Annotated in this window: 13 protein-coding genes; 11 read left to right on the top strand and 2 right to left on the bottom strand. The window is 38.8% G+C overall.

Features of this window, described 5'->3' with window-relative positions:
* Positions 1–3: 3 nt before the first annotated feature.
* Positions 4–1,152 carry a hypothetical protein gene (locus IPO46_07535; protein QQS61993.1) on the top strand — a complete coding sequence of 383 codons (1,149 nt, stop codon included), beginning with the start codon at positions 4–6 and terminating at the stop codon, positions 1,150–1,152.
* A 34-nt stretch (positions 1,153–1,186) separates the two neighbouring features.
* Positions 1,187–2,062: an outer membrane beta-barrel protein gene (locus IPO46_07530; protein ID QQS61992.1), complete on the top strand. Its 876-nt coding sequence runs from the start codon at positions 1,187–1,189 to the stop codon at positions 2,060–2,062.
* Between the two features lie 10 nt (positions 2,063–2,072).
* Here IPO46_07530 and carB read toward each other — a convergent pair whose 3' ends face one another.
* Positions 2,073–4,922: a carbamoyl-phosphate synthase large subunit gene (gene carB / locus IPO46_07525; GenBank protein ID QQS61991.1), complete on the bottom strand. Its 2,850-nt coding sequence runs from the start codon at positions 4,920–4,922 to the stop codon at positions 2,073–2,075.
* Between the two features lie 178 nt (positions 4,923–5,100).
* Here carB and IPO46_07520 point away from each other — a divergent pair, with 178 nt between their 5' ends.
* The 3 genes from IPO46_07520 to IPO46_07510 are packed head-to-tail and all read left to right on the top strand — an operon-like array spanning position 5,101 to position 7,616.
* Positions 5,101–6,822 carry a peptidoglycan DD-metalloendopeptidase family protein gene (locus IPO46_07520; protein ID QQS61990.1) on the top strand — a complete coding sequence of 574 codons (1,722 nt, stop codon included), beginning with the start codon at positions 5,101–5,103 and terminating at the stop codon, positions 6,820–6,822.
* A gap of 2 nt (positions 6,823–6,824) precedes the next feature.
* Positions 6,825–7,301 carry a thioredoxin-dependent thiol peroxidase gene (gene bcp, locus IPO46_07515; GenBank protein ID QQS61989.1) on the top strand — a complete coding sequence of 159 codons (477 nt, stop codon included), beginning with the start codon at positions 6,825–6,827 and terminating at the stop codon, positions 7,299–7,301.
* An 18-nt stretch (positions 7,302–7,319) separates the two neighbouring features.
* A complete protein-coding gene (locus IPO46_07510) occupies positions 7,320–7,616 on the top strand; it encodes a DUF4157 domain-containing protein (protein ID QQS64350.1) in 297 nt (98 codons plus the stop codon).
* An 8-nt stretch (positions 7,617–7,624) separates the two neighbouring features.
* On the opposite strand, the gene IPO46_07505 is transcribed toward IPO46_07510, so the two are convergent.
* The gene (locus tag IPO46_07505) at positions 7,625–8,383 is read right to left on the bottom strand and encodes a biotin--[acetyl-CoA-carboxylase] ligase (GenBank protein QQS61988.1); all 759 of its coding nucleotides are present in this window, start codon (positions 8,381–8,383) and stop codon (positions 7,625–7,627) included.
* Positions 8,384–8,492: 109 nt separating this feature from the next.
* Between IPO46_07505 and rsfS the strand changes: the two genes are divergently transcribed.
* The 6 genes from rsfS to IPO46_07475 all read left to right on the top strand — a co-directional run bounded on the left by rsfS (position 8,493) and on the right by IPO46_07475 (position 13,881).
* Positions 8,493–8,891, top strand: coding sequence for a ribosome silencing factor (gene rsfS, locus IPO46_07500; GenBank protein QQS61987.1), 399 nt, complete (start codon positions 8,493–8,495; stop codon positions 8,889–8,891).
* A gap of 37 nt (positions 8,892–8,928) precedes the next feature.
* Entirely contained in the window at positions 8,929–11,037 is a 2,109-nt protein-coding gene (gene ftsH / locus IPO46_07495; GenBank protein QQS61986.1) for an ATP-dependent zinc metalloprotease FtsH, read from the top strand.
* 14 nt (positions 11,038–11,051) lie between these two features.
* Positions 11,052–11,675: an LUD domain-containing protein gene (locus IPO46_07490; GenBank protein ID QQS61985.1), complete on the top strand. Its 624-nt coding sequence runs from the start codon at positions 11,052–11,054 to the stop codon at positions 11,673–11,675.
* A 45-nt stretch (positions 11,676–11,720) separates the two neighbouring features.
* Positions 11,721–12,149: a gamma-glutamylcyclotransferase gene (locus IPO46_07485; GenBank protein QQS61984.1), complete on the top strand. Its 429-nt coding sequence runs from the start codon at positions 11,721–11,723 to the stop codon at positions 12,147–12,149.
* A gap of 113 nt (positions 12,150–12,262) precedes the next feature.
* Positions 12,263–13,012, top strand: a complete 750-nt coding sequence (locus tag IPO46_07480; GenBank protein ID QQS61983.1) for a UDP-2,3-diacylglucosamine diphosphatase — start codon at positions 12,263–12,265, stop codon at positions 13,010–13,012.
* An 8-nt stretch (positions 13,013–13,020) separates the two neighbouring features.
* Entirely contained in the window at positions 13,021–13,881 is an 861-nt protein-coding gene (locus IPO46_07475; protein QQS61982.1) for a hypothetical protein, read from the top strand.
* Positions 13,882–13,883: the final 2 nt, after the last annotated feature.

Below are 13,883 nucleotides of genomic sequence, written 5' to 3'. Positions count from 1 at the left end.
CAAATGGAAATTAACCGCAATAATTACGAAAGCTTTTTTTTGCTGTATGCCGATAATGAACTTTCGGATGCAGAAAAAACAGCCGTAGCAATATTTGTTGAAGAAAACGCCGATTTGAAAGAAGAGTTTTCTCAAATTTTACAACTGCAATTACCAGCAGCAAAATTTCATTTTGATAAATCAACACTGGTAAATGCAGAAGACTACATTTCGCCGCTGGAAGAAAAATTACTCTTGTATTTGGATAACGAAGCAGGCGACGATTTAAACCAGGAAATAACAAAGCTACTTGGTTTTGATAAAGAAATTGCTGCAAGCTTTGCTTTATTGAAAAAAACAAAATTAGCGGCAGGCGATGAATATGTATTTAATAACAAACCGGTTTTATACCGGCACAAAGCGGCAAAGGTATATTCCTTTAAATATTTACGCTGGGCTGCAGCAGCCATATTGCTGGGCATAGGTTTGTTTGCGGGTATAAAAATCAAAAATTCTGGCCGGCTATTTAACAAACAACTACAAAATGAGCTTGTACAAAATAACAACAACTCAGGCTCAAAAAACAATAATACAAAACCGCAAGCGAAGCAAAGTAATACACAGGTAATTTACAAAAAGGAAAATACTGCAATTACCGGCGATAATAACAGCAGTACAAAGCCAGAACCTGTAATAGAACAAAGCAGTTTCAATGTGAGTAACAATAAAATTTCAACTTCGGTAAACAACAGGGTTATTGCCAATAATACAAAGCAGGGAAAAATAAAACATCCGGATTTTATTCAACAACAAAAAATTACGCCAAGCAGCCAAAATAATAATGAACCTGCGTTAATTGCATTTAATAAGCCTGTTGAACCCAATATACAACCCGGTAAAAATGAAGGCACAATTGTAAACAGCAATGCCGCAAAAAATATTATTGATGAAAATATTACCCCTTTAAAAGAACAATTTGCCCAGGCGGCTATCTTTAAAGAAATACCCGAAGAAAACAACAATGATAAAATATTAATGATGGAAGAAAATGAAGTAAAGAGCAGTAAAGTAGGCGTTTTCTTTCGTAAACTAAAGCGCAATGTTGAGCGCAGAACCAACATTAAAACCGGCAAATCTTTTAAAATTGCCAATTTTGAAATAGCCGCTAATTAAATAAAAAACACCATACCAATTAAAAAATAAAACCATGAACCGTAAACTTTTATTTTCTACCCTATTTGCCTTTTTTTTCTTTACTGCATCGGCACAAACAGACAGCAGCGCATCAGTAAAACGGGACACCATAAGAGTGGGTAATATATTAATTATTAAAAGAGGGAAAAATTTTGATAACGACAGTGTAAATATTACGCTGGGAAGAAGGAGCCCATCATACCCATCGTATAACCGCACTACCACAAACTGGGGTGTAATTGATTTTGGTTTTTCAAATTTTACCGATAAAACAGATTACAGCAATACCGGGATTTTTTTGGTAAGCAGGCCCGGTAACCCTAAACTTGGCGCACCCGATTTTAAATTGCGTACAGGCAAAAGCATCAATATAAATATTTGGTTTTTTATGCAAACCCTGCATTTGGTAAAAAAGAATATGAATTTGAAATACGGTTTTGGCCTGGAGCTTAATAATTACCGTTATAAATCTGCCATCAGTTACCGTGAAGATGGCATTATACCTTACAGCGGCGGTATGCAAACCAATGCGCCTTTTATCTTCAGGGATTCAATTTCGTTTAGCAAAAACAAGCTTGCGGCAGATTACCTTACCATTCCAGTAATGATAAATTTTGCCAGCAATAAATACAGTATCAACAAAGGCGTAAGTGTTTCGTTTGGCGTAAGCGCAGGCTATTTGTACAGCCAGCGCAACAAACAAAAAAGTGATGAACGTGGAAAAAAGCGCAACAAAGGAGATTATGATATGGAGCGTTTTAAACTTAGCTATATTGGCGAATTGGGCCTAGGCCCGGTTAAGTTTTATGGTTCGTACAGCCCAAAATCAATGTATGAACACAGCCTGGATATGCGGCCTTATACCATTGGCATAAGGTTTAGTAATTAACTTACAATTTTTATTTACTTAAATGCATGCTTCTTTCCTTATACAATTGACGAAAGTAAGGATCCCTTAAATCTTTTATAAAGCGAATGGCTTCGCCGGTACTTTTCATTTCGGGGCCAAGCTCTTTATTTACGCCGGGAAATTTATTAAAAGAAAAAACCGGTTCTTTTATGGCAAAGCCTTTCAGGTTTTTGGTAAATGTAAAATCATTAAGCTTTGCAGCACCCAGCATTACTTTAGTAGCAATATTTAAATAAGGTATTTGATAGGCTTTGGCAATAAAAGGCGTGGTGCGGCTTGCCCTTGGGTTGGCTTCTATTACATATACCATTCCATCTTTTATGGCAAATTGAATATTGATTAATCCACAAATATTTAAGGCCCTTGCTATTTTTTCTGCATATTCTTCCATTGTATGTACTATTAATGGAGAGAGGTTGAATTGCGGCAATACTGCATTGCTATCGCCGCTATGGATGCCTGCCGGTTCTATGTGTTCCATAACACCCATTACATGAAAATTTTCCCCATCGAATATGGCATCAATTTCCGCTTCCTGGCAACGATCCAAAAAATGATCAATTAATATTTTATTTCCGGGCAAATGCTTCAATAAACTCAACACTCCTTTTTCCAATTCTTCATCATTCAATACAATCCGCATTCTTTGCCCGCCTAATACGTAACTGGGCCTTACCAAAACCGGGTAACCCACCTGGTGTGCAATTTCAATGGCTTCATCGGTATTAAAAGCCGTGCCGTATCTGGGGTAGGGAATGCCTAATTTTTTAAGCAAGTCGCTAAAGCGGCCACGGTCTTCGGCAATATCCATATTGTCAAAAGATGTTCCAATGATTTTTATGCCACGTTCATGCAAAATTTTTGCCAGCTTTAATGCGGTTTGTCCGCCAAGCTGAACAATTACGCCTTCGGGTTTTTCGTGTTCAACTATCTCCAGTATATGTTCTAAAAAAACGGGTTCAAAATAAAGTTTGTCGGCAATATCAAAATCGGTACTTACGGTTTCGGGGTTGCAGTTTACCATTATGGCTTCGTAGCCACACTCTTTTAAGGCCAGCAAACCATGTACGCAACAATAATCAAACTCAATGCCCTGACCAATACGATTGGGGCCGCTGCCCAATACAATAATTTTTTTCTTGTCGGAATTTATAGATTCGTTTGAAACCAGGGCAGTATTTTGCGATGAGCGCAAGCCGTTTTCAAAGCTGGAATAAAAATATGGAGTTTTGGCTTCAAACTCTGCGCTGCAGGTATCTACCATTTTAAAAACCCTGGTAAGCCCCATTCGTTTACGGCGTTCATATAATTGCAACGCATCTTCTTCCTTCATTATCCGCATTACCTGCTCATCACTAAAGCCGAGTTTTTTGGCTTTTATTAAAACTTCATCGGGCAGGGTTTTAAAATTATATTTTGCAATTTCTCTTTCGCAATCGCATATATCTTGTATTTGATAAATAAACCAGCGGTCAATTAAGGTGCTTTCGCAAATGCGTTTTACACTGGCGCCGGCCATCAGGGCATCTTTAATGCGAAAAATTCTGTCCCATTTTGGAATTTTAATATAATCAATCAGCTCTTCGCTATGCATTAAGCTTTTGCCGTAATAGCCCAATCCTACGGCTTCGTTTTCCAGGCTCTGACAGGCTTTTTGAATGGCTTCGGCAAAACTTCTTCCAATACCCATTACTTCACCTACACTTTTCATTTGCAGGCCAAGCGTATCATTGGCGCCTTTAAATTTATCAAAATTCCAGCGGGGGATTTTTACAATTACATAATCTAAAGCCGGTTCAAAATATGCGGATGTAAATTGGGTAATTTGGTTTTTTAGTTCATCGAGGTGGTAACCAATGGCCAGCTTTGCGGCAATTTTTGCAATTGGGTAACCGGTGGCTTTGCTTGCCAATGCACTGGAGCGGCTTACCCGTGGATTAATTTCTATAGCTATGATTTCTTCTGTTTGCGGGTTAAGGGCAAATTGAACATTGCACCCACCGGCAAAATTTCCCAGGTTCCGCATCATAGCAATAGCCGTATTTCTCATCAGTTGAAATGCGGTATCGCTAAGCGTCATAGCCGGCGCAACGGTAATACTGTCGCCGGTATGTACACCCATTGGGTCAAAATTTTCCACAGTGCAAATGATGCATACATTATCTGCAGCATCTCTCAGCAGTTCCAGTTCAAACTCCTTCCATCCCAGCACAGCCTGCTCTACCAGCACTTCGTGTATGGGTGATGCAGAAAGCCCGGTGTTTAATGCATCATCAAGCTCTTCTTTATCTTTTACAAAACCGCCGCCTGTGCCACCAAGGGTAAACGATGGCCTTATTACTAATGGAAACCCAATTTCCTGGGCAAATTCTTTACCTTCTAAAAATGAGTTGGCTGTTCTTGCTATTGCAACCGGTATCTCCATTTCTATCATCCACTGCCTGAATTTTTCCCGGTCTTCTGCTTTATCAATTGCCTTAATATCTACACCTATCAATTGTACATTATAGCGTTCCCAAATACCCAGTTCATCTGCTTCTTTACAAAGATTAAGCGCCGTTTGCCCACCCATTGTAGGTAAAACGGCATCTATTTTATTTTCTTCAAGAATTTGTTCGATGCTTTCAACGGTAAGCGGCAATAAATAAACTTTGTCGGCCATCATGGGATCGGTCATGATAGTGGCCGGGTTGCTGTTTATCAGTATCACTTTAATTCCTTCTTCTCTTAGGCTCCTTGCCGCCTGCGATCCGCTGTAATCAAACTCACAGGCCTGGCCAATAATAATAGGGCCGCTACCAATAATTAAAACCGATTGAATTGCGTTGTTTTTGGGCATTGAAAAACATATTTTGTGGCGTGCAAAGGTAAATTGTTTGCCCCAATTTTAATGGCTTTAATTGTTGCTATAAATTAAGTTAAATAAATAGCGCATTACTGTAAAAGATGAAAATTAATCGGCGATTAAACAGTAGTTTTGCAGTAATTTTTTTTAACCCGTTGAATAAACATTGCTCATGCGGTTTTTACTCCAAAAAAAATTTTTTGTTTTTTTAATTGTACTGCCCATTTGGGGTAATGCACAATTTTTTATCCAGCCATCATATCCGCAAGACTTTTTTCAATGGCCGGTTGGCGCCGTAAAAGCCATAGTAGCCAATTTTGGAGAGTTGCGCCCCAATCATTACCACATGGGCCTCGATTGCCGTACAGAGCAGGTGGTTAACAAACCTGTTTACGCTGCTGCAGACGGATATATTGCTAAAGTAAAAATTGAACCTTTTGGATTTGGACGTGCTATTTATATCAACCATCCCGGAGGATATACAACCCTGTATGCTCACCTCAATGATTTTTATGATCCTTTAGAAAAATATATAACACAAAAGCAATATGAACTTAAATGCTGGGCCGTTTTTTTAGATATTCCCCCAAATATTTTCACCGTTAAAAAGGGCCAGCAAATAGCATGGAGCGGTACTACAGGTGGTTCACAAGGGCCGCATTTGCATTTTGAAATAAGAGAAACTGGTACAGACAAAGTACTGAACCCGCTTTTATTTAATATGCCAATTACCGATAAAATTGCGCCGGATATTATTCGCCTTGCAGCTTACGACCGCAGCAAAAGCACTTATGAACAAAGCCCAGTATTATTCTCGCTAAAAAAAACTGGTAATACTTATTCCGTAGCTTCCGGGAACATTACGGTATATGCTGAAAAAACAAGTTTTGCCATTTCGGCTTTTGACCGCTACACCGGCTCTACAAACCACAATGGTATTTACCAGGCGGTAATGAGTGTTGACAATGTTCCGGTAAGCGGTTTTCAATTAAACCAAATTAGCTACGATGAAACCCGTTACCTGAATGCACACATAGATTACAAAACAAAAATTAATGGCGGCCCATACCTGCAGCACCTGAGCAGGCTGCCCGGCAACCCTGCACAGCATTATAAAACCGATGCAAGCAATGGCGTAGTAAGCCTTGAGCCCGGCCAAAGCAAAATAATAAAAATTGAAGTGTGGGATGCTAACAATAATAAATCGGAATTAATTTTTACCATAACCAGGAGCAACGCTATTAAAAACCCACAGGCTACAACCGCAGGCATTTTATTTAAACCCAATGAAATTAATATTTTCGAAAACGAAGCCGTAAAATTTTATATGCCCGAAAACGCCCTTTACGATTCGTTTTATTTTAAATACAGCAAAATAAACCCTTCGGTTGGCAAACCTATTTATCAATTACACAACCATTCTGTGCCGTTGCAAACAGCTTTTACCTTAAAAATTAAAGATGGCATTTTGTTTTTACCTACCGATAAAATGATAATGAAAAGGTTTTGGGGCGATAAAGAAGAATACAAAAAAGCCGTTGCGGCAACAGAAGAAGCAGAGCAAGGCTGGTACAAAGCCGGGTTTAAACAATTGGGAAACTTTCAATTAATAGCCGACAATGAGCCGCCAGAAATTACACCCATTGGCTTTAAAGACGGTATGAATGCAGCAAAGCTCAATCGCATTATTTTCAGGGTAAAAGACAATACTGAAGAAATTGCCAGCTTCACCGCTTTACTCGATGGCAATTGGCTGCGGTTTACCAATGATAAAGCCAAACTTTTTATTTACAATTTTGATGAGTATTGCCCGCCTGGAAAGCATGAATTAAAAATTACTGCCGAAGACCTTGCCGGAAATAAAACTGAAAAAACTTACCTTTTTACCCGATAATTATGGCAACACATTTAACCGTATACCAAAAAGCGCCGCAGTTTAAAGGCAAAGACCAAAACGGAAATACCGTTAACCTATCTGATTATAAAAATAAAAAACTGGCCTTATTTTTTTACCCGGAGGATGATACTCCAACCTGCACCATTGAGGCTTGTAACCTTAGGGACAATTATCATTTATTGAAAAAAAACGGCTTTGAAGTAGTAGGCATAAGCCCCAATGATGAAAAAAGCCACAAAAAATTTGAGACAAAATTTAATCTTCCCTTTACCTTAATTGCCGATACATCGCATAGCATAATAAACAAATATGGCGTTTGGGGACCTAAGCAATTATATGGCCGCAAATATGATGGTCTGCACCGCACCAGCTTCCTCATTGATGAAAAAGGAATCATACGCCACATCTTTCTAAAACCGAGGAATAAAGAACATGCACAGGAAATTATTAAAAAGTGGAACGAAATCAACAAGTAATTTTTGTTGTACCAACCGATAACATACCGCATTGTTACCCATTCTTTTTTAGCAAAACTTGCAGCCTTAAAGTTACGGAGCAGCCAGGTGGCTATTGTATTGGGTAAAACCATTCACCTTTACAATACCAGCAGAGAAGAATTTTTAAACAACCCAAAATGGCTCAACCATGAGCTATGCCATATACAACAATTTAAACAACATGGTTTTTTTACTTTTATTGCAAAATACTTTTGGGAATCGCTTAAGCATGGCTACTATAATAATAAATATGAAGTTGAAGCAAGAGCTGCAGAAGAATCAACCAAGTTTTAAACAAGCTTTCAGGTTTCTCTTTGCGGTCTTAAAACCCATTCCACTTCACCAAAAACAAACTCCTGCATTATATTCCCTGTTTCGGCCAATAAAATTCCCTGTTGAGTTACGGCAACAATTTTGGCATCAAAAACTATATTGCCTTTTTTGAGTTTTACCATTTTATTTTTTCGAAACAGCAAGTTATTATAATTTATAAGCAAATGATCAAAATTTGTACGGGTTAAGCTATCAATTTTTTGCCACAGTAATTCATACAGCTCTTTTGCCATCTCCAACAAATCATAATGCTTTTTGGTAATTTGGTAAAGGCTTATTGCATTAGGAATAGAAGCATCAAATTGCTGCTGGTTAACATTAATACCAATTCCTATCACACTATATTTCCATTCGGCGCCTTTTATGATATTTTCTATCAAAATTCCACCTGCCTTTCTGTCATTAATGTATAAGTCGTTGGGCCATTTAACAGCAACATTTGAGATGTTTTTTTTTTGTAAAAACTCGGCGCAGGCCAATGCCGTTGCTGCGGACAAAATGAATTGCTCCTGCAAAAGGAGCATATTGGGTTGAATGATGGTACTCAGGGCTATGCTTTTGTCCTTTTCGGCTAGCCAATTGCGGCCACGCTGCCCTTTTCCGGCAGTTTGTTGCCTTGCAAATACTGCCATTCCGTGTTTCGCCAATCCTTCATGAATTTGTACCATGGCATAGTTGTTGGTACTGTCCACAGTATCTAAAATGCGAAATAATTCAAAAGCTTGCATTTGGGATATTTCAGGTAAAAAAGAAATAGTAATTTTGGCGCAAACCGCAAGCTACTTATTTTTTTACGGGTTTTGCAGTTGTATTAATTTAAAACAAAATGAATAACATTTGAACAACCTCACCGCATTACAAAGCCGTAAGAAAAATATTGCCCGGTTGAACAGGAATAGTAAACTTTTTAAATCTATCCTTACTGCCATAAAAGATAAAAAAGCAGAAAATATCGTGAGCCTGGATTTGCGAAAAATACCTGAAGCAGTAGCCGATTTTTTTGTGATTTGCCAGGCAAGCAACGCCCCACAACTAAAAGCCATTGCCGATAATGTAGAAGCAGAAGCTAAAAAAAATTGTAACGAACTTGCCTTTAAGCACGAGGGCCGAAAAGCCCAGCAATGGATACTGATTGATTATATAAATATTGTAGTGCATGTAATGCTGCCCGAGCCCAGGAAATTTTACCAACTGGAAGAAATGTGGAGCGATGCGCCCATGATACAGCACGATTAAAGCCGAACTGTTTATTACCCTTTGAAACCCAAACTTAATGTCACAAAAAAGAGAGCAGCAGCAAAATAACAAACAAAAAATGTTACCTGAAAAACAAACAACACCCGGCGGAGATGAAGCCCAAAACAAAAAACCAAAATTCAATATTTACTGGATTTACGGTATAATTTTCCTTACGGTAATTACCTATAGCCTGATGCGCAATGTAAACAGCACAGGCGTAAAAACTTATCAGCAGGATTTTTTTGAAATGATGAAGCAGGGCGATGTGGACAAGATTATGGTAATCCGCAATAAAGATCTTGTGAGGATATCAGTAAAAAAAGACAGCCTTACCAAAAAAGCTGTCTGGTATGCCAAAACACTCAACACAACCGAAGATCCAAAGAAATATGAAATGGCTGCTAAAATAGAACAGCCCCAATTATATTTTTCTATTATTGATTCTAAAAGTTTTGTTACTGAACTATTGGATTTTTATAAGAGCAACCCCGGCCTGGCACAAGTAAAAAGCGATTCAGAAACCGAAGGTGAATTGATTGGTTCAATACTAAGTACTTTACTTCCCTTCTTTTTAATTGGTTTATTGTTTTTAGTAACCATGAGAAAGCTGGGTTCTGGAGGAAGCGGCGGACCGGGAGGCATTTTTAACATAGGCAAATCAAAAGCCACACTATTTGACAAAGGCACAAGGGTAAATATTAATTTTAGCGATGTGGCCGGCCTCGATGAAGCCAAAGTAGAAGTAATGGAAATTGTTGATTTTTTAAAAAATCCAAAAAAATATACAGCGCTCGGTGGTAAAATCCCCAAAGGTGCGTTGCTGGTTGGACCTCCGGGCACCGGTAAAACATTGCTGGCAAAAGCTGTTGCCGGCGAAGCACAGGTACCCTTCTTTAGCCTCAGTGGTAGCGACTTTGTGGAAATGTTTGTAGGTGTAGGCGCAAGCCGTGTACGTGACCTTTTTAAACAAGCCAGGGAAAAAGCGCCCTGCATTATTTTTATAGATGAAATAGATGCCATTGGCCGTGCCAGGGGAAAAAATGTAATGATGAGCAACGATGAAAGGGAAAACACCCTTAACCAATTGCTTGTAGAAATGGATGGCTTTGGTACCGACCTGGGAATTATTATACTTGCAGCAACCAACAGGCCCGATGTATTGGATACTGCATTGCTACGCCCCGGCAGGTTCGACAGGCAAATAACCATTGACCGACCCGACTTGGTTGGCAGGGAAGCTATTTTTAAAGTGCATCTTGCACCAATTAAAGTTTCGCAAACGCTGGACATTCATAAACTGGCCGAGCAAACACCGGGCTTTGCCGGAGCAGATATAGCCAACGTATGTAATGAAGCTGCATTAATTGCCGCAAGAAAAAATAAAGAAGCTGTAGATATGAGCGACTTTCAGGATGCTATAGACAGGGTAATTGGCGGACTGGAAAAAAAGAACAAACTCATATCCCCTGAAGAAAAAGAAATTATTGCTTATCATGAAGCTGGACATGCAATTTGCGGCTGGTTTCTGGAGCATGCTTACCCGCTTTTAAAAGTAACCATTGTACCAAGAGGTACGGCGGCTTTGGGCTATGCCCAATACACACCCAAGGAGCAATACCTTTACAATACCGATCAGCTTTTAGATCAAATTTGTATGACCCTTGGCGGCAGGGCAAGCGAAGAAATTTTCTTTGGAAAAATAAGCACCGGAGCGAGTAATGACTTGCAGCAAATTACTAAAATTGCTTACAGCATGGTTACCACTTACGGCATGAACGATAAGATAGGCAATATTAGCTTTTACGACCCCAACCAGGAAAACTATTTCACCAAACCCTATAGTGAAGAAACCGGCAAAATGATTGATGAAGAAGTGCGGAAACTTATTGACGGAGCTTACGAAAAAACTAAGGCACTGCTTACAGAAAAAAAATGGGCAGTAGAAAAATTAGCCAAAGAATTACTGGTAAAAGAAGTGTTGTTTAAAACAGATGTGGAAACCCTAATTGGCAAACGCCCATTTGAAGAAAAAAAGCTTTTGACCGATAATGAAAACGGGCAGGTACAACCTGAAGATTTAGTAGCGCCTGATGTATCGCAACAAACCATTCCCGAAGAACTCAATAACCCACCGGCTATTTAAAATTGCAATAATTTATGTCTGCAAGGGAAAATATTTTACAAAAAATTAAACAGGCGCTGGAAAAACCGGTGCCTGTTCCTTTTGACCGTACAATTGAAAGCGAAAAAGTATTTGTACAAGGCGCTGAAGATGATGCCGTACTCTTTGCCCAGGAATTTACAAAACTACAGGGCAGGTTTGCTTATTGCATTAATGAAAGCGAACTGTGCAACCACCTTGCAGCATTATTTGCAGAAAAGGGTTTCATCAATATTTATTGCTCCGATGAAAAATTGAGGCCATTATTATTGCAGGCTGGCATAAAGCCTTACCACAACCTGGAAAGTTGCGATTGCTCCGTAACCGGTTGCGAATACCTTGTGGCCAGAACTGGCAGTGTGGTATTAAGTGCAAAACAAACCGATGGCCGTACCGAAAGCGTATATGCACCCATACACATTTGCATTGCTTATAACCACCAGCTGGTATTTGATATTGAAGATGCCCTGGTATTTTTAAAAGAAAAATACAAAAACAACCTTCCCTCATTTATCTCTTTTGCTACCGGCCCAAGCCGTACCGCCGATATTGAAAAAACATTGGTAACCGGCGTACATGGTCCAAAAGAAGCGTATTGCTTTTTGGTGGAAGAAGGCTGAAATGTATTTGAGATTATTTAGTTTTTACTTTTTAAAAATATTTTTATGGATTCTCCTTCCTACCAACTTTTTGTTTACGGCTCGCTAAGAAGCGGCTTCAGAAACCCTGCATACGATTACCTCACCCGCTATTTTCACCTGGTAGGTGAAGCTGTAGTAAGGGGAAAATTATATGATAATGGCGCTTACCCTGTAGCCGTAGAAACTACAAGTGATGATTTTATTACCGGCGAATTGTATGTAATCAATAACATAGATGAGTTTTCCTGGGTGCTGGGCCAGTTGGATGATTATGAAGGTATCAATACCGAAGAGGGCGAAACGCCACTTTACCGTAGGCAGCTTGCCGATGTATTTGTAAAAGGGCAAGCCTCAAAAGCATGGGTATATTGGTACAATGGGAAGATAGAGGGCATGATGCATATCCCTATTGGTGATGTACTCCGTTACTTACAGGGAAAAAATAAACCCTGAATTTTGCAGCATTAAGTTCCCTTAAAAAAAATATTACCTTACAGGTAAATTTTAATGCAGACCTTTGCATTCCATAACAAAGGTTGATTAACCCAAAAATTACTAATTGCCGTTTGCAGCAGCAAAAAAATATATATTTTCTTTCCGATTTTCACCTTGGTGCACCAAATGCACAAAGTAGCCTTGAGCGGGAAAAACGCATTTGCCGTTTTTTAGACCGTATTAAAAATGATGCTTCAGTAATTTTTATTGTGGGTGATATGTTTGATTTTTGGTTTGAGTACAGCACTGTAGTGCCCAAAGGCTACGTGCGCCTGCTAGGTAAATTAGCAGAGTTAACCGATAGTGGAATAGCCATTCATTTTTTTGTTGGCAACCATGATATGTGGATGAAAAATTATTTTCAGCAGGAGCTGAATATACCTGTTTACTTTGAACCCAAAACCTTTGAGTTTAACTGCAAAAAGTTTTTTATTGCCCATGGCGATGGCCTTGGCCCTGGCGATAAAGGATATAAGTTTATTAAAAAAGTTTTCCGAAACCCCATTTGCAAATGGATGTTTGGCGTTTTACCACCCTATATTGGCATTGGGCTTGCCAATTATTTAAGCCGCAAAAGCCGTATTAAAACCGGCTCGGTAAATGAAACTTTTATGGGTGAAGAAAATGAATGGCTCATTATTTATGCTAAGGAAGTATTACAAAAACAATATTTTGATTTTTTTATTTTTGGTCACCGGCATTTACCTATTGATGTTGCTTTGCCGCAAAACAGCAGGTACATTAATTTGGGCGAATGGATAAAATATAACAGTTACGCAGTATTTAATGGTACAAATATTGAACTGCTTTACTTTAAATAACCAAGCCATTGAAACCAGTTTTGCTTTATAGTGTTTTTTCCCTTTTACTGCTCCAGCAATACTCCTGTGCCCAAAGCCAACCTATAACAGACAGCGGTAACAACAGTACACCCGAAATTATTCTCAACATCAACCAAGCTCCGGAAAAATTTATTGCAGGTAATTACAGCCTGCTTGAAGTAGATAACCTCAACTGTATTTACCTGCTTGGCGAATCTGGCCAGTTAAAAAAATTTAATCCCAATGGCGATTCTCTATCCGTTTTTAATGATGTAAAAAAATATGGCAGCCTCAATTTGATGGATGTAAGCAACCCTTTAAAGGTTTTGCTTTTTTATAAAAGCTATGCAACAATTGTTTCGTTAGATAAAATGCTTACGCTTAGAAACAGCATGAACTTAAGGAAACAGGGTATTTTTAGTGTAAACGCCATTGCCAATGCTTATGACAACAATATTTGGGTGTTTGATGAACAGGATTTTACCTTAAAAAAAATTAGTGAGCAGGGCAAGCTTTTGCAGCAAACCAACGACATGCGAATGTTCCCCGGTGCAACGCCGCAGGTAAGTTCCATTACCGACCATAATAACTTTGTTTACCTTTACGACAAAGCGCTTGGCTTTTTTGTTTTTGATTACTACGGAACTTACAAAAGCAATTTACCTTTTAAAAACTGGGCTAACATTAGTTTTTCGGGCAATAACCTTTACGGCTTTGAGAACAACCGGCTGCATGTGTATCGTACTCAACTGCAAAAAGAAGCAATTTACAAAATGCCGCAACAGTGGAAAGATTGCATCAGCATAAAAGCCATGAACGGTAAAATCTATATCTTAAAAAAAGAAGGACTGGAGATTTATAATTTATAACG

This window comes from Chitinophagaceae bacterium (assembly GCA_016699815.1).
Lineage (GTDB): Bacteria > Bacteroidota > Bacteroidia > Chitinophagales > Chitinophagaceae > Ferruginibacter.
The sequence above is the reverse complement of the archived record's forward strand: the minus strand, read 5'-3'. Positions and strand labels throughout refer to the sequence as shown.